Below are 23,479 nucleotides of genomic sequence, written 5' to 3' on the forward strand. Positions count from 1 at the left end.
TGTGCGGGTCTCATTTTATATCTTGGCTAATTCAAACTATTTCTTACAATAACCTGAGCCATCATTTAATCAAACTGCGTGCCAACTCATACCGTTGCTTTCTCCTGACTTAAATATTTATTGATCTTTTGAAAGAATTCTTCTGTTTTAAAGGGCTTCGGAATTATATCATTAAAGCCGTTCAGGTAGAATTCATCCAGACTTTCCTCCAGGGTAACTGCGGTTAAAGCGATAATGGGAATGGTTTCATTGAACTTTCGTATTTCCCTGGTAGCTTCAATTCCGCTGATTCCGGGCATGTGGATGTCCATAAGGATAAGATCAAAATGATGATTCTCCACTTTTGCGATTGCCACGGTCCCGTTATCTGCTACATCACAAATCACCTTGTTCTTTTCCAGGATCTTTCTGGTGATCATTTGGTTGATCTTATTATCTTCTACGATAAGGATCTTCTTATTGTGCATGTAATCATTGGAAAGTGGTTCGGGAATAACATTGTCGCTTTTTGGATCCTGTGGCGCTGCCGGTTCCAGAGCTTCAAAACTTAATTCAAAGTAAAAAACAGAACCTTTGCCGAGTTCGCTTTCCAGATGGATTTCACTATCCATAAGGTTGAGCAGGTTCTTTACAATGGAAAGTCCCAACCCGGTACCGCCAAACTTCCTGTTAATTTGCAGGGAACCCTGGGTAAAGTTCTCAAAAATGGCTTTTTGCTTCTCCTTGCTTATACCTTCCCCAGTATCTTCGATCTCAAATCTTAGCTTTACCAATGCGCCGTCCTGTCCCGATTTCTTTACCCGAACCCAAATGTCCCCATTTTCGGTAAATTTGATAGAGTTACCTACCAGATTGATAAGGATCTGGGAGATCTTTAAAGGATCCCCTTTCAGTTTCTTCGGAATTTCAGAATCAAATTCGAGGTGGAGTTGTGTTTTCTTTTCTTCAGCCGAATTTTTCAGCGCAACAAGCACATCGGTTATTCTTTTCTTCAGGTTGAAAGAGCTCTCCAGCATTTCCACCTTTTTAGCCTCCAGCTTGTTAAGATCTAGAATGTTGTTAATGAGGGATAGTAAATATTCTCCTGAAAATTTGAGAGAATTTAGATGCTCTTTCTGGTTTTCGGTAGGACTTTCTTCCAGCAGGAGATGGGTCAAACCTGTTACTGCATATAAAGGCGTGCGCAATTCATGAGTAATTGTGGAAAGGAACTGTGCCTTGGCCAAAGAAGCCTTTTCAGCGTTTTCTTTGGCAGTGACCAATTCAGAATTCTTTTTCTGTAAAAGATCGTTGGCCCGGGCTCTTAAATTATTGTTCTTATAAAGCGACAAGGTGAGCAGGGACAGAATAGTAATGAGCGCCACACTCAAAATGGTGGTAAGCTTATTTACTTTTAAAGTCCTTTCGTTCTCTGCCTGCCTTTTGGTCAATTCACTCACTGTGCTTTTCATGGCATCCACCCCATACCTCGCGCTGGCATCTGATGCTAATGCTTCCTTGTTAAGGTTGTAGAGAGAATCGCGCATTTGGTTATTGACCTTTAACAGGCTTAAAGCTTCGGCATGATTGCCGGCTTCTTCCTGAATCCTGCTTTGAACCCAATAGGTGTGCTGGATCATTCCTCCAAAGTTGTTCTTTTTAGCTAAAAAGAGACTTTTATTGGCTTCGGCCATTGCCTGGTCCAGTTTTCCGGTGGCGAGAAGTGCTCTGGCTTTGTAAAAATGAATCCGTACCCGTTCATATTCATTGGTACTTGCCTGCAGCTTTTCTTCAGCCGAATTAAAATAGGAAAGGGCAGCATGGGGTCTTTCCGAAGTATTGAGATAAAGAATTCCCCTGTTAAGATCAATATTTCCAAGGCCTTCAGTATCGCCTAGTTTTGTATAGAGGGTTTCGGAAAGGTCAAAATATTCAGTAGCTCTTTCAAAAATGCGTTTTGCAGTGAAGATTTTTCCGTAGTTGAGATAGCTATAGGCCAAACCTGCCTCATCTCCAATTTCGCGCTGAATTGAAATTGCACGTTGCAGTTCGGTGGCTGCTTTGTCATTTTCATGTCGCACATAATGCAATTGCGCCATTAAACTGCTCGAGAGGGCAATAAGACGCTGGTGATTGACCGCCCGCGATAGTTCAAGGGCTCGATTGAGCTCACGCAGGGCCTGGTCAAAATTTACACTATTAATAGACTCCTCGGCGTCTCTTAACAGCTGCTCGATAGTGGCATTAAGTCCATCTGTTTCCTGTAGGTTGTTTTCCTGGGCATAGGAAAAGGAAAAAGAAAGAAAAGCCACCATCAAAAGAATAAAGTTCTTCATTTGGGACGTAAATAACTGTTGCTAAATATAATTATTTAATTGTAACATGGGAAATTAAATCAATAAGTCGGCTTGAATAACCAATTTCATTATCGTACCAACCAATGATTTTTACGAAATTTCCTCCTATTACCGAGGTCATTTGGGCATCAAAAACGCAGGAGTGAGTGTTTCCGTTGATATCGATGGAAACAATTGGATCTTCGGTATATTCCAGGATATTTTTCAGGTGTCCCGCAGCCGCATTTTTAAATGCAGCATTAATTTCTTCTATGGTAATTTTCTTCTCCACCTGCAGCGTCATGTCGGTAAGGCTGCCATTAGGCACAGGAACCCTGATGCCGCAGCCGCCAATAACATCACTTAGGGCTGGGAAAATTCTGGTGAGGGCCTTTGCTGCCCCTGTAGTTGTTGGCACAATAGACTGTCCTGCCGCGCGGGCTCTTCTAAGGTCTTTGTGGGGCTGGTCATGCAGGCTTTGGTCTGTAGTGTAGGAGTGAACGGTGGTGATGTATGCCTGTTTAACAGTCGCTAATTCATGGACCACCTTGAGCATGGGAGCTGCATTGTTGGTGGTGCAGGAGGCGTTGGATATAATCTTTTCTGAGCCGTTTAAAATATTTTCATTGACTCCCATGACCACCATTTTAATGGAATCATCCTGAGGGGGCACACTTAAGATCACTTTTTTCACCCCCTGCCGGAGGTGAGCCTCTAATTGCTCCCGGTTTTTAAATCTTCCGGAGCTTTCCACCACAACTTCTACTGCCTCTGAATTCCAGCTGATATTTCCCGGCTCCTGTTCTTTAAAAACGGGAATCTTCCTGTCGTCAATGAGGAGAAATCCTTCTTTTGAACCTATCTCCCTTTTAAGGACTCCGTGGATACTGTCATATTTTAGAAGATGGGCAAGGGTTGCAGCAGGAGCAATGTCATTGATTGCCACCACTTCCAATTGAGTATGGTCCAGTAAAAGCCTGAATAAATTACGGCCAATGCGGCCGAATCCATTGATTCCTATGCGCACCTTTTTACCTGCTGCGGAAGCATTTTCCCCCATTAGGTGAGGTGTTTTTGAGCTTTATAGGAGGATCTAACCAAAGCACCACTTTCTACATGCCTGAAGCCAAGTTCCAATCCTATGGTTTCGAACTTCTTAAACTGTTCCGGAGTGATGAATTCATGAACCGGAAGATGCTGTTTTGATGGCTGCAGATACTGGCCAATGGTGACAATATCAAGATTTACCTCCCGAAGATCCTTCAAGGTCTGTATCACCTCTTCCTCTCTTTCGCCAAGGCCGAGCATAATTCCGGATTTAGTTCTTTTGATCCCCTGGTCTTTAAGGTATTTTAGAACCTGTAGACTTCGCTCGTATTTAGCCTGAATCCTTACTTCCCGTGTTAACCTCTTTACAGTTTCCATGTTGTGAGAAACAATTTCAGGATTTACTTCTATGATTCGGTTAATGTTGCGTTCTACACCCTGAAAATCGGGAATTAAAGTTTCCAGTGTGGTTTCGGGATTCATTCTTCGAATAGCCTTTACAGTTTCAGCCCAGATAATAGAACCCATGTCTTTCAAATCATCCCGGTCTACACTGGTGATCACTGCATGCCTGATCTTCATAAGTTTAATTGACCGGGCAACTTTTTCAGGTTCATCCCAATCCAAAGTTTCAGGACGCCCTGTTTTTACACCGCAAAATCCGCAGGAACGGGTGCAGATATTTCCCAGGATCATAAAAGTTGCCGTGCCTTCACCCCAACACTCTCCCATATTAGGGCAGCTTCCCGAGGTGCATATGGTGTGAAGATTGTATTTTTCAACTACCCCTCGAAGTTCTGTGTATTTCTTTCCGGTGGGTAATTTTACCCTAAGCCATTTGGGTTTAGGGGTTCTTTGGGTAGGGATTTGCTGTGTTTCCATATCGCGGCAAAGATACGAATCATAAGCAATGAACAATAATCAATGAAGCAATTATCAGTTAAAGGCACAAATTTCAAGCACCGAATTCCAAATTACACATAGCATTATATTTCTGGCACCAAATTCAGCTGATGGCCCATTTGAAAACTGGAAACCTTGAACAGAAACTTTGAACTTTAAATCTTAAACCTTGAACCATTTAGCGTCTGCTTCGCTTCCACGGCACCATTGCAAAAAGAAAGATAAACAGCGACAGAAAGAGGGAAATACGGGCAATGTAATCTCCGTGGCGGGTGTAGAAGGTGACACGATCATTCAACGTAACATTTCCTCTTAAAGCACCCTGTTCTTCATAGGCCAGCGTTTTGGTGATCTCTCCCTTTTCATTTATAAAAGCAGAAATTCCGGTATTGGCACTTCTGGCAATCGCGCGTCTGTTCTCAATCGCCCTTAATCGGGCATAACTCAGGTGCTGTTTATGGCCTTGTGTATTCCCCCACCAGGCATCATTGGTGATAATAGCTAGAAAATTTGCTCCATTATTGACATATCCGGTGACAAAATCTCCATAAACAGATTCATAGCAAATGATAGGGCCCACTTCTTCGGAACCGGGAATGTCAAAGATACCACGCTCCTTTTGTGTGGTTTTCATAGCCACCGTCCCCCCGAGATCTATCATAACATTTCCAAGGAGTGGTTTTAAAATACTCTGATAAGGGAAATTTTCCACCCCTACCACAAGTTTAGATTTGTGATAGAAGGAAGCTGAATCATTGGCAGTGATAAAAAAGGCAGAATTATAGTCATCAAACCAGTCAGAAGGACCAATCTGGTTGCTTTGTTTTCTTACTCTTTTGGGATCATTGAACCTTTCATAAAAGGAAATACCACTCAAAAATGCCATTTCCGGATGCCTGTTTACAAACTCCCTGGAATAATAACCTGCCTGCGATCTGTTGAATTGGCGAAAAGGAGTACCATCGGCAAAAACCGTTTCCGGGGCGATAATAATTTTTGTGTCAGGGGTAAGGCTATCCTGCGCCAGTTCGATTAGTAGCTCTCCAATCCGCGTATCATTAACGTTGTATTTTTCGGTGTATGGATTGACGTTAGGTTGAAGGACAAGAGCTTCAATGCTTGCTTCACTTTCTTCATAACTCCAAAGAATAAGATAGGAAATTCCAATAGGGAGGAGGATCAAAAGTGCATTTTTGATGATTCCTCGGTAGAGGATTTTCCGGTCTTTATGCTGCTGAAATAAAATCAGCATCTTAAGAAGAGCGAGGTTTACCAGTAGAACCCAAAGCGTGCCGCCAAAGGTGCCGGTGAATTCATACCACTGAATCCAATGGGGAAATTCAGAAAAACCATTCCCGAGATTAAGCCACGGCCATGAAAATTCCCAATTGAGATGCAGGTATTCAAAGGCGATCCAGATACTGATCAAAAAGGAAGCAGCTGCCTTAAAATTCACCCTTTTTGCCACTACATGGAACAGCAGGAACACAAGGCTCATAAGCAGGGAATTTACCGTGATGGCAAAGATGCCTCCAAAAGGGGTAGAGAAATAAAGCCAATAGGTGGTGATGAGGTTCCAAATAAGAAAACTGATATAGGAAAGTCCAAATATTTTCCATTTTTGGGCACCTGAAGTAGAATTCCGGATAGAAAATTCGGCATAAAGCAATGGCACAAAGCCAAAGAACAATAGAATTGGAAAGCCATAGGTTGGCCATGCCAGCGCCAAAATAATTCCGGAAAGTAAAGCGTAAAGGAGGTGTTTCATAATGAATTGTGGAAAGCAAATTTAAACAATTACCAAGAACCTTACTGCAAGCGGGAATGAGATATAGAAAATTGGTGGGCTGCCTCAATATGGAACAGGCATCGGGAAACCGGTAACAGGGAACAGGATTTTTCCTATTTTTACACAAAACCAACCTATATGAGCCTAATCAAGCATGTCCCAAATACCATAACCTTACTTAATCTTCTAAGTGGTACTATTGCTGCGATCTTTGCAGTGCAGGGAAATCTGGTCATGGCTGCTATTTTTGTTGCTGTGGGAATTTTTCTGGATTTCTTTGACGGGCTCGCCGCACGACTGTTGAATGTAAAATCTGAATTAGGATTACAACTGGATTCTCTTGCAGATATGGTTACAAGTGGATTAGTGCCGGGAATTGTGATGTTTCAGCTTTTTAGAATGGCACTTCCTGAAGATAACTTACAGGCTACAGACTGGACAGCGGGACAGGAGCTGCTTGAGTGGAATTTACCGGGATTTGCTCTTTTTGGATTGTTGGTCACTTTAGGTTCAGCTTACAGACTTGCAAAATTTAATATTGATGAGCGGCAAACCGATTCTTTTATTGGTTTACCTACGCCGGCCAATGCTTTGCTCATCTTAAGTTTGCCTCTAATTCTTATTTTTCAGCCTCAACCATTTCTAATAGACCTAATCCTGAACGAATGGTTTTTGGTAGGACTCACCCTTTTTAGTTGTTATATGCTTAATGCCGAAATTCCTCTTTTTGCCCTTAAATTTAAAACCTGGGGCTTTGCTGAAAACAAACTCCGTTACCTTTTTCTAATTTTTTGTGTTATCCTGCTTGTTTTTCTTCATTTTGCGGCAATTCCGGTGATCATCATTAGCTATGTCATTGTTTCCATGATCTCGAACAAAAGTAGTGCGGAGCCGGTGGTAGAAAGCCGGTAGTGAATAAGAACGATGTTTGTGACTTAGATTCTACAGAATAGCTGAGGTCGTTTTAAAAAAGATGAAGTATTCTCTCAACCTGATTTGGTACCTGGATTTGGATTTATAAAAGGGGATTGCTTCAGTCGCCTTTTTGGCTCCATCGCAAAGGCGATTTATTGAATTATCGACCTTCTCCCGGAATTGTAGAGGTAAATTTTAGCTTTTAAAAACCAAAGCTTATTCGAAAATCTTCTTTTTCCTAAGCTCAAAGTTCTGCCCCAGATAGACTTTCCTTACCATTTCGTCTTCGGCAAGTTCCTCGGGAATTCCGGCTTTTAGGATACGGCCTTCAAACATGAGGTAGGTGCGATCTGTAATTGCAAGAGTTTCCTGAACGTTATGGTCTGTAATAAGAATACCGATATTTTTGTTTTTCAGCTGGGCTACAATGCGCTGAATATCTTCCACGGCAACGGGATCAACCCCGGCAAAAGGTTCATCCAGCAGAATAAAATGCGGATCTGTTGCCAGAGCCCTGGCGATCTCTGTTCGTCGACGTTCTCCCCCGCTAAGGAGGTCTCCACGGTTCTTGCGGATATGTCCCAGTCCGAATTCTTCAATAAGGGATTCCATCTTCATTTTGCGCTCTTTTTTGGAGAGGTCGGTGAGTTCAAGAACACTCATGATATTATCTTCAATGCTCAACTTCCTGAAAACCGAAGCTTCCTGGGCTAAATAACCTATGCCGTATTGAGCGCGTTTGTACATAGGAAATTTAGTGATGTTCTCTTTGTCCAAAAATATCCTGCCACCGTTAGGCTTGATCAAACCTACGATCATGTAGAAAGAAGTCGTTTTACCGGCGCCGTTAGGTCCCAAAAGCCCTACAATCTCTCCTTGATTCACTTCAAGAGAAATCCCCTTCACAACTTCCCGACCTTTATAGGATTTAACAAGACTTTCGGCGTATAACTTCATTTTATAGATGTTGGTATTGAGATTTGAGAACTGAGATTAGCAATTATTATGCAATTTTTATAAAGATAAAAAATTAGAGGACAGTGGTTCCGGAACATGGGATGCTTTCTATCCAATCAAAGTTTTCTTCCCGATTAAATTTTAAATCTTTCCGGAAGAAAATTCCGGATTCAGTGTCATTTTAAGAAAGTTTCCTTTTGCGCTATTTTTTGCCGCCTTCTTCCAAAGCTTCCCAAAATTCATATGCGCGTCTTAAATGTGGAATAACAATGGTGCCTCCAACAAGAGTAGCGATACTAAGTGCTTCCATGACTTCTTCTTTGGAAAGACCTTCCTTGTAGCTAGTTTCCAGGTGATATTTGATACAATCATCACAACGCAAAACTGCAGAGGCCACCAATCCAAGTAATTCTTTGGTCTTAACATCCAAAGCCCCCGGAGCATAGGCATTGGTGTCGAGGTTAAAAATACGTTTGATGATCTTATTGTTGTCGCCAAGGATCTTTTCATTCATCTTTTGGCGGTATTCGTTGAATTCTTCTACCTGATTTTTCATGGCTGTTGTTTTTTAAGTTTTTTCTCTTCCCTGCGGGTAACGATCCTGGCTATGATAATACTCACCTCGTATAGAATTAGCACCGGAATGGCCACAATGATCTGGCTCAGAATATCCGGAGGGGTAATAATAGCAGAAAGTATCAGAACGATCACTAGAGCAAATTTTCTATACTTCCGGAGAAATTCCGGAGTTACCAATCCAATTTTGGTAAGGAAATATATGATTATGGGGAGTTCAAAAATGAGGCCGCAGGCAATTACCGAAGATCTCACCAGACTGATATAACTTCCAATGTCAAATTCATTGAGCACCACCTCACTTACCTGGTATTTTCCGAGGAAATTTATTGAAAGGGGTGTTACCAGGTAATAACCGAAAAGCACACCCAGGAAGAACAAGAGAGAGGAGATGAAAATGAACCCTCTCGCCGTGTTCCTCTCATTTGCATACATTGCAGGAGAGATGAATTTCCAGAATTCATAAATAACATATGGGAAAGCAATAATAAATCCTGCTGTGATAGAGGTCCATACGTGAGCAGAGAATTGTCCACCCATGGTTCTTGACTGAATTGTAAATGGCATGTCATCAAAACAGAATCCGCCTTCAAGGCCTACAAAAGTGGAAAGCCGGCAAAGAATATCGTAGGTAAAGAAGTCGGCACTGGTGGGGCCGAAAAGTAGGGTGTCAAAAATGAAACCTTTTGCCAGAAAAGCTGCGGTTCCTGCGATTACTACTGCCAGGGTAGCTCTTATGAGGTGCCACCGCAGATCTTCAAGGTGATCCAAAAATGACATTTCATCGGCAGATTTTTTTATTTGGGCCATCTTAAATAATTCCTTCTCTTATTAGGTTGTGTAGATGAACTACGCCATAATATATTCCATCCTTTACTGCCAAAAGTTGAGAGATCTTATTTTCCTCCAAAACATCCATTGCGTCGACAGCCATGGCGTCATACTCAATAGTTTTAGGGTTGTGGCTCATGATATCACCCGCTGTAAGTTCAGAAATGTTAAGACTCTTTTGGAGCATACGTCTAATATCCCCGTCAGTTACAATTCCTATAATTTTCTCGTGGTCGAGTACTGCGGTAACACCCAGCATTTTTTCGGAGATTTCCAGGATCACCTGCGGAATTGGGGTGGTTGGTGTAACCACAGGCTTTTGATTTTGATCGGCTACATCGCTTACCCGTAGGTAGAGCTTTTTTCCCAGTGCTCCGCCCGGATGGTATTTCGCAAAATCTGAACTGGAAAATCCGCGAAGCTGAAGCAAACAAACTGCCAGTGCGTCTCCCATGACCAATTGTGCAGTTGTGCTTGTTGTGGGTGCAAGATTGTTAGGACAGGCTTCTTTTTCAACAAAGGTATTCAATGTAAAATCGGCCTGCTTTCCGAGGAAAGATTCTGTATTTCCTGTAATGGCAATAAGAGTATTTCCGAAGTTTTTAATGAGGGGAACCAGTACTTTAATTTCGGGAGTATTCCCGCTCTTTGAGATGCAGATCACCACATCATCCTGCAAAATTGTTCCAAGATCTCCATGTATAGCATCTGCAGCGTGCATAAATATTGCAGGGGTACCGGTAGAATTTAGGGTGGCCACAATTTTGGTTGCAATTGCAGCACTTTTTCCTATGCCGGTAATGATCACTCTTCCTTTGGATTGATACACCGCCTGCACGGCTTCGGCAAAATTTTGGTCTAATAATTGCTCTAAATTCGCTATAGCTTTGGCTTCAGTTAAAATGGTTTCTCTGGCAACAGAGAGTATTTTTTCTTGAGATGTCAAATTTGTAGAATTATGAATTGTGCAGACTAAAGAAAAACGTATCTTTAATTTGTGCAAATGTATGTAAAATTGTAACACAATTGAATGACTTCGCAGGAAATCAATTTACACGAACAGCTTAAGAAATACTTTGGTTTTAGCCAGTTTAAGGGCCTCCAGGAAGAGGTAATAAAGAGTATAGTTAATGACCATAACACCTTCGTGGTAATGCCTACCGGAGGTGGAAAATCCCTATGTTATCAATTACCAGCGCTTATCAAAGAAGGTACTGCAATTGTGGTTTCTCCCTTGATCGCTTTGATGAAAAACCAGGTAGATGCCATAAGAGGTATATCTTCGGAAAACGGTATCGCCCACGTGCTTAATTCCAGTTTGAATAAGACAGAGGTGAAGCAGGTGAAGGAGGATATTACTAACGGAATTACAAAACTCCTTTACGTTGCACCTGAATCCCTGACAAAAGAAGAAAATGTCGAGTTTTTGAGGAGCGTAAAAATCTCATTTTTGGCCATTGACGAAGCCCATTGTATCAGTGAGTGGGGGCATGATTTTAGGCCGGAATATAGAAACCTAAGAACTATAGTTCAGCGCATAGGGGAGAATATTCCTATTATTGGATTAACCGCTACTGCAACTCCCAAAGTACAGGAAGATATTCTCAAAAATCTGGGCATAACTGATGCGAAGACCTTCAAAGCTTCGTTTAACCGCCCGAATCTTTACTACGAAATAAGACCGAAGACAAAAAATGTTGATGCCGATATTATTCGGTTTATAAAACAAAATCAGGGAAAGACCGGGATCATTTATTGCCTCAGCCGTAAACGTGTGGAAGAGCTTGCTCAAACACTACAGGTGAACGGTATTTCGGCAGTACCTTATCATGCAGGTCTTGATGCCAAGACTCGTTCAAAACACCAGGACATGTTCCTTATGGAAGATGTAGATGTAGTGGTGGCGACAATAGCATTTGGTATGGGTATTGACAAACCCGATGTTCGCTTTGTGATCCATCATGATATACCCAAAAGTATAGAAAGTTATTATCAGGAAACCGGCCGCGCCGGGAGAGATGGAGGCGAAGGACATTGCCTCGCGTTCTATTCCTACAAGGATATTGAGAAGCTGGAAAAATTCATGAGTGGAAAACCTGTGGCCGAACAGGAAATCGGTCAGGCACTATTACAGGAAGTGGTTGCTTTTGCTGAAACCTCAGTTTCCAGGAGGAAATTTATTCTACATTACTTCGGCGAAGACTTTGATGACAAGACAGGCGAAGGGGCCGATATGGATGACAACGTTCGTAACCCTAAGAAAAAGCACGAAGCAAAAGATGAGGTTGTTCTTTTGCTGCGCACTGTTAAGGAGACGAAAGAGTTATATAAATCAAAAGAGGTGGTGAACACCTTGATTGGAAAATCCAACGCTTTGATCAAGTCTCATCGCACAGACGAGCATGAGCTTTTTGGAAAAGGTGAAGGAAAAGATGGGAAATACTGGATGGCCTTGTTAAGACAGGTATTGGTGGCAGGATATCTTAGGAAAGACATTGAAACCTATGGAGTGGTAAAACTAACGGGAAAAGGAGAAAAGTTCCTTACCCAGCCGAACTCCTTTATGATGACCGAAGATCATATTTATGAGACAGGTGCAAATGACAGTATAGTTTCTGCAGCAAAAGGAGGCGGAACAGATGAAAAGCTGGTGAAGATCTTAAAAGAACTTCGCAAAAATGTGGCGAAGAAAAAAGGTATAGCACCTTACCTGGTTTTTCAGGATCCTTCTCTGGAAGATATGGCTTTAAAATATCCTATATCCATTGAAGAATTAGGAAACATTCATGGTGTAGGGGAAGGAAAGGCAAAAAAATATGGTCAGGAGTTTGTCAATGTGATCTCCCAATATGTCGAGGAAAATGATATCATTCGTCCCGATGACCTGGTGGTAAAAACCACCGGTGCCAATAGTGGACTTAAATTATATATTATTCAGAACGTGGACCGTAAACTTCCTCTTGATGATATCGCTGCTGCTAAGGGAATGGAAATGACAGATTTTATTAAGGAAATGGAAGCCATTGTCTATAGCGGTACAAAGCTGAACATCAACTACTGGATAGATGAGATCCTGGATGAAGATCAGCAGGAAGAAATACATGAATATTTCATAGATGCTCAGACCGACAAGATTGAAGACGCCCTTGAGGAATTTGACGGCGATTTTGATGAAGAAGAATTGAGGTTGTACAGGATAAAATTCATTAGCGAAGTAGCAAATTAAAGATTTAAGGTATAGTGATGAAAGATTAATAGCCGGGACATGAGTTTCGGCTTTTTTGTTTCCATTCCTTCGCTACGAATTCACAAATGTTTTTCAAACCTTCTGCGAAAATCTACGAATTCTGCGGGAAACCATATTCGATTGTTCTTTCATTCCTTAACATTCTCCTATTTCTCTCTCTTTTCACAACTATGGAAACCTACAACTTTATTCATTTCATTATCTTTGCCTTTTAACTAAAGTATACGACATGAACGACGGATTATATGCTAAACTCCAAACCACAAGGGGAGAGATAACAATAAAACTGGAACACGAGAAAACTCCCGGAACAGTTGGGAATTTTGTGGGACTGGCAGAAGGGACGCTTGAAAATGAAGCTAAACCTCAGGGAAAACCTTACTATGATGGCCTGGTATTTCACCGGGTGATCCCCAATTTTATGATCCAGGGAGGTGACCCTAAGGGTACAGGAGTAGGTGGACCGGGATATCAATTTGAAGATGAGATCCATCCTGAGCTAAAACACGACCGTCCCGGAATATTATCCATGGCAAATGCCGGACCCGGCACCAACGGAAGTCAGTTCTTTATTACACATGTAGAAACTGCCTGGCTTGATGGAAAACATACCGTTTTTGGTCATGTGGTAGAAGGCCAGGATGTGGTTAATTCAATTAAACAGGGCGATAAAATTGAGAAGGTAGAGATCCTAAGAAAAGGAGAGTCTGCAGAAAAATTTAATGCCGTAGAAACCTTTAGACAGTTCAACGGTGCAAAAGCAGAAAGAGAAGCGGCAGCCAAAAAACAACAAGAGGAGTTATTGGGAGAATTATCCCAGGGCTTTGAACAAACCGGTAGTGGATTGCGTTACAAAATGATTTCTGAAGGTAGTGGGAAAAAGGCTGAAAAAGGAAAGACTGTTGCTGTCCATTACAAAGGAATGTTACCGGATGGAACTGTATTTGACTCGTCATATAAAAGAAAAGAACCCATTGAATTTCCTTTAGGGAAAGGTCATGTAATTGAAGGTTGGGATGAAGGAATTCAATTGCTTAAGGAAGGAGATAAAGCTCGTTTTGTGATCCCGTCAAACCTGGGCTATGGTTCCCGGGGTGCCGGTGGGGTGATCCCTCCTAATGCCACTCTTGTTTTTGATGTAGAGCTGGTAAAAGTGAAATAATACCTAAGATTTGATGATGTTAAAAACCTCAGGATCCAAATGGAACTGAGGTTTTTTATTTTAACCGATATTCCCTAAAACTTAAACTTTTAATCCGGTTGCGGGGTCATTCTCAGGTAGGATTTGACCTCTTTAAATCCTTTAGGAAATAGCTTTTCGGCTTCTTCATTGCTTACGGACGGACTAATCACTACATCTTCTCCCGACTTCCAGTTGGCAGGAGTGGCAACTTTCTTGTAGGCCGTGAGTTGCAGGGAGTCTATTACGCGTAATAGTTCTTCAAAATTCCTACCGGTACTGGCCGGGTAGGTGATCATAAGCTTTATTGTTTTGTCTGGAGCAATGACGTACACAGATCGAACAGTAAGGGTGTCATCTGCATTAGGGTGGATCATATCATAAAGGTCTGCGACTTTTCGGTCTTCATCGGCAATAATGGGAAAATTTACATTTGTATTTTGGGTTTCGTTTATATCTTTGATCCAGTCCATGTGTGATTCTACACCATCAACACTTAGAGCCATAACTTTTACATTTCTCTTCTCAAATTCGTCTTTATATTTGGCAGCAGCTCCCAGCTCGGTCGTGCATACCGGCGTGTAATCCGCAGGATGAGAAAAGAGAATTCCCCAACTGTCTCCTAAAAATTCATAGAAGTTGATTTTCCCTTGTGAGGTTTGAGCATCAAAATTCGGTGCTTTGTCTCCTAAACGTAGTGTACTCATAATATCTCAGATTAAAATTTTACTACCTAAAAGTACTGATTTCCAATATCAATAATTTATTTTCAGGTCTAAATTAGCGTTAATGTTAGGGACTATTCCAGCTGTTTGGCATTTGTATTTCCTCTTAAAAGCAGACTCTTTTTTCTTTGAGTAATTATTAAAAAGATTTTCCGGTCTTCTTCAAAAATTTTAAAATAAATTTTTATACTTTTCTGGAAATGACTACTTTAAATTTAAATTAGCTCCCTCCCTACATATTTTGATGGATCTGGAAGGAGATCCTAAAGTATTTTTTCAAGAAAATATGTCAGAAACAGAACTTCTAAAAAAAGTCAGAGGTAGCGGGTATTCAGCTTTAAACTCTTCAGTATCTTTGGGCAGTAAACATTTTTACATGCCCCATAAAAAGAATCTGCATTTTGAAATTTCCGAGAGGAAAGTTTTCTTACGATTATTTGATATAATATGGGTGCTTTTCGCGCTATATTTTGTGGGGATACTTTTTCAGCTCGATTATTTTCATATTGAACAAGAAGCATGGCATTACAGTGCAGTCTTAGCCATTTATCTCACTCTCTTCCTGGGAATCTTTGAGCTTTATGATCTGCAAAAAGCAAGTAAATATTATAAGGTACTTCAAAATGCTGTATTAGCCACATCGGTTACTGTTTTATTCTATTTGATGACTCCTGTCATTACTCCTGAACTTCCCTATAACAGGGTGCAGATCCTTTACTTTTTTCTTACCATTGTTTCGACACTGTTACTTTGGCGTTTTTGTTACATTGCGCTTATCTCCACTCCCCGGTTTTACCGGCGGGTATTGATCATTGGAGAGCCACTGGAGGTGGAACTGGTGGCTTCACACCTGCAAAAATCAGATCCGAATTACAGCGTTATAGGGTTTGTAAATCCCGGGGCAGAAAAGGTAGTAGATTCGCAGGAAATAGGGCTGGAAGAATTTCCGCAGGAGGATCTTTCCCAAACCATCAGGAAACACAGTATTGATGAGGTATTGATCTCCGATGTTACTTCTGCAACCATGCCAGGTCTATATGAGCAGGTGCTTATGCTTCTAAAACAGGGATTTCCGGTTAAGGATTTTAATGAAGTCTATGAGGATAAAACCAGCCGAATTCCTGTGCAACACATTGAGCGTAATTTTTACCAGTTCTTTCCGCTTAGCCGAAGCAATGATAATAAATTTTATATTTTCTTTCACCGGCTGGCCGATGTGTTGATCTCCATTATTGGGCTTGGGGTGGGATGTCTTATTTTACCTTTTGTTTATTTGGGCAATCTGGTTGCGAACAAAGGCTGCCTGTTTTACAGGCAGGAGCGGGTAGGGAAGAATGGAAGGGTCTTTACTATTATTAAATTTCGCACCATGAGATGCGACGCCGAACCTAATGGGGCGGTTTGGGCTACAAAAAATGACTTGCGAATCACCCGATTTGGAAAATTCTTACGGCGCTCCCGACTGGATGAATTTCCACAGTTTTTCAATATTTTAAAAGGAGAAATGAGCCTCATTGGTCCCCGGCCCGAACGCCCTGTTTTCGTCGAGGAACTGGCCAGTCTGATCCCTTTTTATGATACCCGCCATTTTGTGAAGCCGGGGCTTACCGGTTGGGCTCAGGTAATGACAGAGTATGCCGATAGTCATGCTGATAGTTTAGAAAAGCTTCAATATGATCTTTACTATATTAAGCATCGCAACATCTTTTTGGATATTACTATTCTCACAAAAACCCTGAGTACTGTAATATTTTTCAGAGGGCAGTAAGGGAAAAGCTTCATACATTAACTGTCATACAGTTACTTCAAAAAAAAACTATTTTCCTGAAAAGCCAATTCACGAATTCCTTTTTTTGATCACTTCAGCCAGCAGCTTTTTTGCCCGTAGAAGTTTAACTTTCACATTGTTCATTGGTTCCTGTAGATGGGCACTGATCTCCTTATAGCTCATTTCCTGGAAGTATCGCAGAGTAATTACTTCCTGGTAAGGTTTTTTTAATTTTTTGATATCCCGCAGTAGTTGGGCAAGGTTTTGCTCAGTAATAAGGGTGTCTTCAATTGTGGGAGCATCATCTGGAATTCTATGTACCCGCTCGTCCTCCTCGTCGGTAGTGCGGGAGCGAATGGAAGCATTTTTTTTTCGCACAAGATCCACGTGTATATTCTTGGATATGGTGATAAGCCAGGTCTTAAAGGTATAGTTGGGATCAAAAGTATCGATCTTATCAAAAGCTCTAGAGAAGGTTTGAATAGTTACGTCCTCGGCATCATGCTCGTTAGTCGTTCTTTTAAGCTGAAAACCATAAACATCGTTCCAAAAGCTGTCCAGAAGAAAATTGAACGCCGCCTGTTTTCCTTTTTTAGCTTTTTCAATTTGCTCCTGAAGTAGATTGGGTTCTATTTCCAATGAATGGGTTTTGAAATTGTGTTAGCTATAAAGATACCTAATTGGGCCCATATTAAAAACAGTTCCAAAAAGGGAAATACCCAAAAAAGATCGGTTTCACCAAATTTTTTACCGGAGTTATAAAAAACTGTTCCCTGTACAATCCAACGAATAGCAAGGAAAATTAAAGCCACCTGCCAATATGTACTAAATAGCAGCACAAAAAACAGGATCCAAAATATAAGCTGGGAGGTGTAGAATACTCCCAGGAGAAATTTATGTTCTAATTTATAATGAGTGGCAATAGAAACATGCCTTCTTTTTTGCTGAAACCAGGATTTTAGATCTTCCTTGGGAACGCTCCTGGTAATTCCTCCCGGAGATAAACATAAGGCCGTATTAAGTTTATTTGCAGCACCATTGACGAAAAGGTCATCATCTCCTGCTTTAACGTGTAAATGATTTGCAAAACCATTTTGTCTATAAAATTCTTCTGAAGTGTAGGCGAGATTTCTGCCTACTCCCATATAAGGTTTCCCCCAGCTGGCATAAGAGAAATACTGTATTGCGGTAAAAAGGGTTTCAAATCGTATTAATTTATTTAATGGAGATCGTGTGTTGATGAGGTATCCTCCATATCCCAATACTATACTTTTTTGTTCTTCAAAGTGAGCGCTCATTTCCTGCAACCATCGATCGGACTCAGGCCGGCAATCGGCATCTGTAAATAAGAGGTAAGGTTTTTTTGCTTTTTTTATGCCCAGAGTCAGAGCATATTTTTTGTTGGCCCAGAAAGCTTCATTGTTTTGAACGTTGACAATCTTGACTTTTGGATTAGCAGCCTCAAATTCCTCAAGCACCTCCAGGGTGTCATCTGTAGAGGCATCGTTTATGACTACCACTTCAAAATTGGGATGGTCCTGTGACAGAATTAAAGGCAGAAAGTTCCGCAGATTTTCGGCCTCGTTTTTTGCACAGATAATAACCGAGACCGGCAGATTCTTTGAGGAAGGAAAAGAATCTGTAGGAGCAAAAGCAAACTTAAAGAAACCAAGGTAATAGGACAGATTAATAAGGCCAATGATGACAAAGGCGACCAGGATGGTTAGCATTTATGGTTAGGGATTATTTTACCGTTTCTGGTTGGTCGCAATCTCTTGCTTCATCGGGCAATTTTCCGCAGTAGCTGCATGCTTCTCCTTCCTTATTTAAAAAAGGGCTCTGGCTGGCACAGGTACCACTAAATTTCCCATCTTTTTTACCCCAGATCTTAATGGCGATCCCGGCAAAAGCAAGGCCTAATAAAACTATGGTGATCAATACAAGTTCCATATGCTAAAGTTTGTGCAAAAATAAGTAATAATAGGCAGGTTATGAAGGGAATGAAAGAAATTAATTAAGCTTTCAAATTGTCATTTTAACTAAATTTTATTCCGCTTTAATGGTTTTTTGTTTTTTATACAAATAACTTGTGTAAACAACTAACAAATAAAGTTATGAAGCACATTTTTATTATATTTTTGACACTGATTTTTACTGTAATTTTTGTCTCCTGTGAGGACAGGGAGAAAAAACAGGAATCTGAGATCGATATATTGCCTAAGGAAGAAAATACTACTCAAATCAATGATAGCCAGCGTCCCATGCCACGAAGTTTCATTTTGGCTAAAATGCGGGAAGAAGGGGAATTAAGTTCATTTACCGAACAATTTGAAAAATCGGGAATAGAAGAAGAATTTGAAGGAGACGAAGGGATTTATACCTTTTTTGCCCCGTCCAATGCGGCATATGATAAAATTCCTGCAAAGGCAGTCAACCCCGACGGGAGTATGAAAATCGGAGAAAATAGAACAGATCTCATGCGCTACTATATGGTTGAAGGGGAATTGACAGTTGATTACCTGTTAGAACAGATAAAGGCTGCAGAGGATGGGAATTATGAATTCAGAACAGCAATGGGAGAGAAAGTTTGGGCCACCGAAGAAGGAGGTAAAATCATATTGACCGATGTTTTAGGCAATAAAGCTGCAATAGTAACCTCGAACATGGAAGAAAATTTTGGGGTCTATCATATAATAGATAATGTATTGCAGCCCGGAACTTCTGAAAAACAAATGGAATAATCTTTCTTTTCCTAAACCTTTCTTAACCTTCACGGTAAAGAGTGCCACCTCATTTAACTAAGGATTATAATTAAAGATTGGGTTACTTAGCTGCTTTTTAATACATTGAAGTTCAAATAATTAAATCTATATTATGAATTTGAAGCTGAATAAATTTTTGATCATAAGTTTCTTAACGTTAGTTGCTTTTACCTCTTGTAAAGATAATGAGCGAGAAACAGAAACTATTGAAACTGTAGAAACTACCGACGAGGATTTTGAGAACAGGAGAATGGCTGCCGGGAATATGGATGGTATAATAGAAGCGGTTGAGACGAATGCAGAATTAAGCACTTTTGCTACCGCACTAAATGCGTGGAATGTGGAAGACTCTGTAGAAAAAATGGAAGGGGAAGTGATCATTTTTGCGCCAACCAATATGGCATTTAGCACAGTACGTCAAAATATCGAAGCAGGAACTATGATTGCAATAGAGGATGAGGAAATGATCTCCTATCATATTATAAGATCTGAAGATGATCTTGCTGCGATAAAAGAAGAGATCCGCTCTATGAATGATACCCTTAAACTGGCAACTGTACAGGGCGAAGACCTCATGATAAGCCTTGACGGAAATTCTTTGGTTCTTACCGGTGCCACCGGAGAATCTGCAAGAATAACAGATTCTATTCAGGCGGGTAATGGTATGGTTTACATCATAGACAAGGTATTGTTACCAAGGGATCCTAATAAAGAAGTTATTATTTCAAACGAAGGATAGGAATAGAAATCAGGTAAAAAGAAAGCTGCTCAAAAAAGATAATTTTGAGCAGCTTTCTTTTTTTGTTTTTGGAAGTTTAGTAAATATTCACCTCCGGCGTGATCTCTATGCCAAACCTCTCATTGATCCTGTTCTGGATCTTTTTTGAAAGTGCTAGAATTTCCTGTCCTGTTGCGTTGCCATAGTTTACCAGGACAAGGGCTTGTTTTTTGTGCACTCCGGCGTCACCTTCCCTGTAGCCTTTGAGTCCGGCGCGATCAATGAGCCACCCCGCCGGGATTTTCACCCGTTCCTCATCCAGGACGTAAAAAGGCATTTCCGGATACTCTTTCTGAAGTTTTTCCACGGTTTGCTTCGGCACAACCGGGTTTTTAAAAAAACTTCCGCTGTTGCCCAATTCTTTTGGATCGGGCAATTTTGATTGTCTTATGCTTATAACAGCTTCAGAAACATCTTTTATTCCTGGATTTCTGATTCCTTTTTCCTCCAGGAAAGTATCAATGGAACCATAGGAGGTATTGAGTTTATGATCCTTTTTGCTAAGCCTGAAGCTCACACTAACAATAATATATTTGCCTTTAGCTTCGTTCTTAAAAATTGAATCCCTGTAACCAAATTCGCATTCTTTCTTGCTAAAACTTTTAATTTCGAGGGTTTGTACGTCCAGGGCAGTACAGGATTCAAAGGTGTCTTTAATCTCGACGCCATAGGCTCCAATATTTTGAATTGGGGTTGTTCCAACATTTCCCGGGATCAAAGAGAGGTTTTCGAGCCCTCCAAAATCCTTTTGAATACAGTAGAGCACAAATTGGTGCCAATTCTCTCCGGCCATTGCCTGCACCACAACTTCCTTTTCGGTTTCCTCTATGATCTCCCTGCCTTTTAGGTTGATATGAACTACAGTCTGTGCTACGTCTTTAGTGAGCAGCATGTTACTTCCTCCCCCCAAAATGAAAAGTTCAGAAGCATAGGCGTTCTTAAGCAATTGGCGTAGCTCTTCCACATTGGTAACTTCCACGAATTTGCGGGCATTGACATTAATACCAAAGGTATTATAAGGCTTCAGGGAAATATTGGAAAGAATCTGCATTATCCCTGATAAACCTTTAGAGCTGCTTTAAGGATCTCAATAGCTCTTAAGAGGTCTTTTTGTTTAAGCACATACGCGATCCTCACCTGGTTCAATCCGGTGTTGGGAGTAGAGTAAAAGCCTGCAGCGGGAGCTACCATAACGGTCTCATTGTCTAACTCAAAACTTTCCAGAAGCCATTTTGCAAAATCTTCGGCATCTTTAACAGGAAGTTCTGCGATGCAGTAAAAAGCTCCTTTTGGATTTGCTACTCTAACGCCTTCTATTGCTTCTAGACCTTTAACTAATGTATTTCTCCTGGCAGTATATTCTTCAATGACTTCGTCAAAATATTCCTGTTCGGTTTCCAAAGCAGCTTCACTGGCTATTTGTGCAAAGGTTGGCGGACTTAATCTCGCCTGCGCAAACTTCATGGCAGTGGCCATAAAATCCTTATTTTTTGAAACCACACATCCTATTCGTGCACCGCACATGCTGTAGCGTTTTGAAACAGAATCGATCATGATCGCATTTTGTTCCAATCCGGGAACAGACATGATGGAATAATGTTTGGCGCCATCATAAGCAAATTCCCGGTAGACTTCATCTGCCACAAGGAAAAGATCATGCTTTTTAACAATTTCGGCAAGTTGGTCAATCTCCTCTTTGGTATAAAGATATCCGGTTGGGTTTCCCGGGTTGCAAATAAGGATTGCTTTGGTTTTGGGAGTAATTAATTTTTCAAATTCCGAAATGGGAGGCAGTGCGAAACTATCCTCAATTTTGGATTTTACAGGTACAACAGTAACGCCCGATGCTGTTGCAAACCCATTATAATTCGCATAGAATGGCTCCGGAATGATCACCTCGTCCCCGGCATCACAGATGCTACCCATTGTAAAAAGTAAAGCTTCAGAACCTCCGGTTGTAATTATTAGTTCATTCGCCGAAATATTGATATCGTGTTTCCTGTAGTATTCGGCCAGCTTGGTGCGGTAGCTTTCAAATCCGGCAGAGTGACTGTAGGATAGAACTTCAATGTTGTTGTTCCTGACAGCTGCAAGCGCCTTTGCAGGAGTTTTTATATCTGGTTGTCCTATGTTAAGTTGGTAAATAGTACGTCCTTTTTTTATTGCTGCTTCGGCATAAGGAACGAGTTTTCTTATTGGAGATTCGGGCATTGCCTGCCCTTTTGCTGAAATACGTGGCATAATTTATTATTTGGAGTACAAATTTGCGAAATTAAAATGTGACAAACATTTTTTTCGTATTTTTTATCGCATCCTAATTCCTGTTTTATGCTTAAGCTGAAGCTGCTCATATTGCTCATTTTTGCAGGTATTGGAATAAATTATTCCCAGGAAAACTTCACCATTAAAAACAGCAAAAAAAGCACCAGGTTAAAATTTGAACTGGTGAACAACCTCATTATCGTACCTGTTGAATTAAATGGACTGCAGCTGTCATTTCTGGTGGACACGGGGGTGAAAACGACGGTTCTGCTCAACATGACTGAAGAGGATACAACCCAGCTCAACCCATTTGAAAAAATACAATTGAGGGGCCTGGGAGGGGAGGACCTTATACAGGCTTTCCGCTCCCGCAATAACCGTTTAAAAATGGGAAAAGTTGAAAACAAAAACCTCGATGTTTTTGTGATCTACGACGATAATATTAATTTTTCTCCGCGGCTTGGGGTGCCGGTTCATGGCATCATTGGTTATGATCTGTTCAAGGATTTTGTGGTGGAGATCAATTATCCGCGACGGTTTTTAAGGCTCCATGATCGTAAAAGATTCAGAAAAAAACTAAGGGGCTATGACAAACTGCCGCTGCAATTCTACCAGGATAAGCCATATGTAACCACCAGGCTGGAAATCGACAACAAACCTGCCATCGCCACCCTTCTTTTAGATAATGGGTTAAGCGATGCGGTATGGCTTTTCCCCGACAGCACCAATATCTTCGTACCAGAGAGGTCTTATCCCGATTTTCTTGGCCTTGGGCTTTCGGGAGACGTGACCGGACAGAGAGCCAGGATTACCTCCATGCAACTGGGAGAAAATACACTTCAAAAAGTCACGGCTTCTTTTCCAGACAGTCTTTCAATAGAAGGCTTGCAAACTTACCACGCCCGTAACGGCAGCATAGGAAGCGAGATCATGCGAAGATTTAATATTGTTTTTGATTACAACAGCAGTGCGATGTACCTCCAGCCAAACAAATGGTTCGAACAGGAATTTCATTACGACATGAGCGGAATTGTCCTGGAGCACAGTGGCTTTACCGTGGTGGAGTCCTTACATAGAATTCCGAAAAAGACAAATGAGGAAGAGGATAATATTTTGATCATGGAACCCGCTTTTTATAAAAAGTTTGAACTTAAACCCGCTTTTGAAATTGCGAGGCTCCGAAAGAATTCGCCTGCGTTACTGTCGGGGCTGCAGGTAGGAGATAAGGTGACGAAAGTTAATGGACGAAATGCGTATAAAATGAATTTGAACGATTTCGTCAGTCTTTTTTCATCAGAAGAGGGGAAGAATATTAAAATAGAAGTGTTGCGAAACGGGCAAAAATTAACCTTCAGTTTTGAACTAAAGGAGCCATAAAAAAAGCCTTTCCGGCAGGAAAGGCTTTTTAAATAATTCTATTTCTG

21 protein-coding genes are annotated in these 23,479 nt (G+C 41.0%); 7 read left to right on the top strand and 14 right to left on the bottom strand.

Annotation, left to right across the window (positions count from 1 at the left end):
• Positions 1 to 86: 86 nt before the first annotated feature.
• The 4 genes from CRO16_RS12065 to lnt form a co-directional block, all read right to left on the bottom strand.
• Positions 87 to 2,315, bottom strand: a complete 2,229-nt coding sequence (locus tag CRO16_RS12065; protein ID WP_097056645.1) for a hybrid sensor histidine kinase/response regulator — start codon at positions 2,313 to 2,315, stop codon at positions 87 to 89.
• Between the two features lie 31 nt (positions 2,316 to 2,346).
• Positions 2,347 to 3,375: a type I glyceraldehyde-3-phosphate dehydrogenase gene (gap, locus tag CRO16_RS12070; RefSeq protein ID WP_097056646.1), complete on the bottom strand. Its 1,029-nt coding sequence runs from the start codon at positions 3,373 to 3,375 to the stop codon at positions 2,347 to 2,349.
• Positions 3,375 to 4,244, bottom strand: a complete 870-nt coding sequence (gene lipA / locus CRO16_RS12075; protein WP_097056647.1) for a lipoyl synthase — start codon at positions 4,242 to 4,244, stop codon at positions 3,375 to 3,377. The genes gap and lipA overlap by 1 nt, the downstream gene beginning before the upstream one ends.
• 199 nt (positions 4,245 to 4,443) lie before the next feature.
• The gene (gene lnt, locus CRO16_RS12080; protein ID WP_097056648.1) at positions 4,444 to 6,033 is read right to left on the bottom strand and encodes an apolipoprotein N-acyltransferase; all 1,590 of its coding nucleotides are present in this window, start codon (positions 6,031 to 6,033) and stop codon (positions 4,444 to 4,446) included.
• A gap of 159 nt (positions 6,034 to 6,192) precedes the next feature.
• On the opposite strand from lnt, the gene CRO16_RS12085 reads away from it, so the two are divergent.
• Complete coding sequence (locus CRO16_RS12085) at positions 6,193 to 6,966, top strand: CDP-alcohol phosphatidyltransferase family protein (RefSeq protein WP_097056649.1); 774 nt, start codon at positions 6,193 to 6,195, stop codon at positions 6,964 to 6,966.
• Between the two features lie 219 nt (positions 6,967 to 7,185).
• Here the strand turns inward: CRO16_RS12085 and lptB are convergent, their stop codons facing one another.
• From lptB to CRO16_RS12105, 4 genes are all read right to left on the bottom strand, one after another.
• Positions 7,186 to 7,926, bottom strand: coding sequence for an LPS export ABC transporter ATP-binding protein (gene lptB, locus CRO16_RS12090; protein WP_097056650.1), 741 nt, complete (start codon positions 7,924 to 7,926; stop codon positions 7,186 to 7,188).
• A 202-nt stretch (positions 7,927 to 8,128) separates the two neighbouring features.
• Positions 8,129 to 8,482 carry a carboxymuconolactone decarboxylase family protein gene (locus CRO16_RS12095; protein WP_097056651.1) on the bottom strand — a complete coding sequence of 118 codons (354 nt, stop codon included), beginning with the start codon at positions 8,480 to 8,482 and terminating at the stop codon, positions 8,129 to 8,131.
• A complete protein-coding gene (gene tatC, locus CRO16_RS12100) occupies positions 8,479 to 9,312 on the bottom strand; it encodes a twin-arginine translocase subunit TatC (protein WP_097056652.1) in 834 nt (277 codons plus the stop codon). The genes CRO16_RS12095 and tatC overlap by 4 nt, the downstream gene beginning before the upstream one ends.
• A 1-nt stretch (position 9,313) precedes the next feature.
• A complete protein-coding gene (locus tag CRO16_RS12105) occupies positions 9,314 to 10,279 on the bottom strand; it encodes a KpsF/GutQ family sugar-phosphate isomerase (RefSeq protein ID WP_097056653.1) in 966 nt (321 codons plus the stop codon).
• Positions 10,280 to 10,363: 84 nt separating this feature from the next.
• On the opposite strand from CRO16_RS12105, the gene CRO16_RS12110 reads away from it, so the two are divergent.
• Together CRO16_RS12110 and CRO16_RS12115 are read left to right on the top strand one after the other, a co-directional pair.
• Positions 10,364 to 12,559, top strand: coding sequence for a RecQ family ATP-dependent DNA helicase (locus CRO16_RS12110; RefSeq protein WP_097056654.1), 2,196 nt, complete (start codon positions 10,364 to 10,366; stop codon positions 12,557 to 12,559).
• Positions 12,560 to 12,809: 250 nt separating this feature from the next.
• Positions 12,810 to 13,742, top strand: a complete 933-nt coding sequence (locus CRO16_RS12115; protein ID WP_097056655.1) for a peptidylprolyl isomerase — start codon at positions 12,810 to 12,812, stop codon at positions 13,740 to 13,742.
• A gap of 89 nt (positions 13,743 to 13,831) precedes the next feature.
• On the opposite strand, the gene CRO16_RS12120 is transcribed toward CRO16_RS12115, so the two are convergent.
• Positions 13,832 to 14,467, bottom strand: a complete 636-nt coding sequence (locus CRO16_RS12120; protein ID WP_097056656.1) for a peroxiredoxin — start codon at positions 14,465 to 14,467, stop codon at positions 13,832 to 13,834.
• Positions 14,468 to 14,861: 394 nt separating this feature from the next.
• On the opposite strand from CRO16_RS12120, the gene CRO16_RS12125 reads away from it, so the two are divergent.
• Complete coding sequence (locus tag CRO16_RS12125; RefSeq protein ID WP_097056805.1) at positions 14,862 to 16,253, top strand: sugar transferase; 1,392 nt, start codon at positions 14,862 to 14,864, stop codon at positions 16,251 to 16,253.
• Positions 16,254 to 16,322: 69 nt separating this feature from the next.
• Here the strand turns inward: CRO16_RS12125 and CRO16_RS12130 are convergent, their stop codons facing one another.
• The 3 genes from CRO16_RS12130 to CRO16_RS12140 are packed head-to-tail and all read right to left on the bottom strand — an operon-like array spanning position 16,323 to position 18,203.
• Positions 16,323 to 16,892, bottom strand: a complete 570-nt coding sequence (locus CRO16_RS12130; RefSeq protein WP_097056657.1) for an RNA polymerase sigma factor — start codon at positions 16,890 to 16,892, stop codon at positions 16,323 to 16,325.
• Positions 16,883 to 17,983, bottom strand: a complete 1,101-nt coding sequence (locus CRO16_RS12135) for a glycosyltransferase (RefSeq protein ID WP_097056658.1) — start codon at positions 17,981 to 17,983, stop codon at positions 16,883 to 16,885. Before CRO16_RS12135 ends, CRO16_RS12130 begins: the two co-directional genes overlap by 10 nt.
• Positions 17,984 to 17,996: 13 nt before the next feature.
• The gene (locus CRO16_RS12140; RefSeq protein ID WP_097056659.1) at positions 17,997 to 18,203 is read right to left on the bottom strand and encodes a membrane or secreted protein; all 207 of its coding nucleotides are present in this window, start codon (positions 18,201 to 18,203) and stop codon (positions 17,997 to 17,999) included.
• A 164-nt stretch (positions 18,204 to 18,367) separates the two neighbouring features.
• On the opposite strand from CRO16_RS12140, the gene CRO16_RS12145 reads away from it, so the two are divergent.
• Together CRO16_RS12145 and CRO16_RS12150 are read left to right on the top strand one after the other, a co-directional pair.
• Positions 18,368 to 18,994, top strand: coding sequence for a fasciclin domain-containing protein (locus CRO16_RS12145; RefSeq protein WP_097056660.1), 627 nt, complete (start codon positions 18,368 to 18,370; stop codon positions 18,992 to 18,994).
• A 133-nt stretch (positions 18,995 to 19,127) separates the two neighbouring features.
• A complete protein-coding gene (locus CRO16_RS12150; protein ID WP_097056661.1) occupies positions 19,128 to 19,754 on the top strand; it encodes a fasciclin domain-containing protein in 627 nt (208 codons plus the stop codon).
• A gap of 76 nt (positions 19,755 to 19,830) precedes the next feature.
• Here CRO16_RS12150 and murB read toward each other — a convergent pair whose 3' ends face one another.
• A complete protein-coding gene (murB, locus tag CRO16_RS12155; RefSeq protein ID WP_097056662.1) occupies positions 19,831 to 20,844 on the bottom strand; it encodes a UDP-N-acetylmuramate dehydrogenase in 1,014 nt (337 codons plus the stop codon).
• Positions 20,844 to 22,034 (bottom strand): pyridoxal phosphate-dependent aminotransferase, encoded by a 1,191-nt coding sequence (locus tag CRO16_RS12160; RefSeq protein ID WP_097056663.1) that lies wholly within the window; start codon positions 22,032 to 22,034, stop codon positions 20,844 to 20,846. The genes murB and CRO16_RS12160 overlap by 1 nt, the downstream gene beginning before the upstream one ends.
• Positions 22,035 to 22,121: 87 nt before the next feature.
• Between CRO16_RS12160 and CRO16_RS12165 the strand changes: the two genes are divergently transcribed.
• Positions 22,122 to 23,432 (top strand): retropepsin-like aspartic protease, encoded by a 1,311-nt coding sequence (locus tag CRO16_RS12165; protein WP_097056664.1) that lies wholly within the window; start codon positions 22,122 to 22,124, stop codon positions 23,430 to 23,432.
• Positions 23,433 to 23,479: the final 47 nt, after the last annotated feature.

The sequence above is a fragment of the Salinimicrobium sediminis genome, assembly GCF_900215295.1.
Classification (GTDB): domain Bacteria; phylum Bacteroidota; class Bacteroidia; order Flavobacteriales; family Flavobacteriaceae; genus Salinimicrobium; species Salinimicrobium sediminis.

Excerpts from the sequence above, each read along its gene's own strand:
- tatC (WP_097056652.1), bottom strand. The coding sequence starts at position 9,312 with ATGGCCCAAATAAAAAAATCTGCCGATGAAATGTCATTTTTGGATCAC.
- murB (WP_097056662.1), bottom strand. The coding sequence starts at position 20,844 with ATGCAGATTCTTTCCAATATTTCCCTGAAGCCTTATAATACCTTTGGT.
- CRO16_RS12125 (WP_097056805.1), top strand. The coding sequence starts at position 14,862 with ATGCCCCATAAAAAGAATCTGCATTTTGAAATTTCCGAGAGGAAAGTT.
- lnt (WP_097056648.1), bottom strand. The coding sequence starts at position 6,033 with ATGAAACACCTCCTTTACGCTTTACTTTCCGGAATTATTTTGGCGCTG.
- CRO16_RS12110 (WP_097056654.1), top strand. The coding sequence starts at position 10,364 with ATGACTTCGCAGGAAATCAATTTACACGAACAGCTTAAGAAATACTTT.
- CRO16_RS12065 (WP_097056645.1), bottom strand. The coding sequence starts at position 2,315 with ATGAAGAACTTTATTCTTTTGATGGTGGCTTTTCTTTCTTTTTCCTTT.
- CRO16_RS12160 (WP_097056663.1), bottom strand. The coding sequence starts at position 22,034 with ATGCCACGTATTTCAGCAAAAGGGCAGGCAATGCCCGAATCTCCAATA.
- CRO16_RS12115 (WP_097056655.1), top strand. The coding sequence starts at position 12,810 with ATGAACGACGGATTATATGCTAAACTCCAAACCACAAGGGGAGAGATA.
- CRO16_RS12150 (WP_097056661.1), top strand. The coding sequence starts at position 19,128 with ATGAATTTGAAGCTGAATAAATTTTTGATCATAAGTTTCTTAACGTTA.
- CRO16_RS12140 (WP_097056659.1), bottom strand. The coding sequence starts at position 18,203 with ATGGAACTTGTATTGATCACCATAGTTTTATTAGGCCTTGCTTTTGCC.
- CRO16_RS12085 (WP_097056649.1), top strand. The coding sequence starts at position 6,193 with ATGAGCCTAATCAAGCATGTCCCAAATACCATAACCTTACTTAATCTT.
- lipA (WP_097056647.1), bottom strand. The coding sequence starts at position 4,244 with ATGGAAACACAGCAAATCCCTACCCAAAGAACCCCTAAACCCAAATGG.
- CRO16_RS12095 (WP_097056651.1), bottom strand. The coding sequence starts at position 8,482 with ATGAAAAATCAGGTAGAAGAATTCAACGAATACCGCCAAAAGATGAAT.
- CRO16_RS12120 (WP_097056656.1), bottom strand. The coding sequence starts at position 14,467 with ATGAGTACACTACGTTTAGGAGACAAAGCACCGAATTTTGATGCTCAA.
- gap (WP_097056646.1), bottom strand. The coding sequence starts at position 3,375 with ATGGGGGAAAATGCTTCCGCAGCAGGTAAAAAGGTGCGCATAGGAATC.
- lptB (WP_097056650.1), bottom strand. The coding sequence starts at position 7,926 with ATGAAGTTATACGCCGAAAGTCTTGTTAAATCCTATAAAGGTCGGGAA.
- CRO16_RS12135 (WP_097056658.1), bottom strand. The coding sequence starts at position 17,983 with ATGCTAACCATCCTGGTCGCCTTTGTCATCATTGGCCTTATTAATCTG.
- CRO16_RS12145 (WP_097056660.1), top strand. The coding sequence starts at position 18,368 with ATGAAGCACATTTTTATTATATTTTTGACACTGATTTTTACTGTAATT.
- CRO16_RS12165 (WP_097056664.1), top strand. The coding sequence starts at position 22,122 with ATGCTTAAGCTGAAGCTGCTCATATTGCTCATTTTTGCAGGTATTGGA.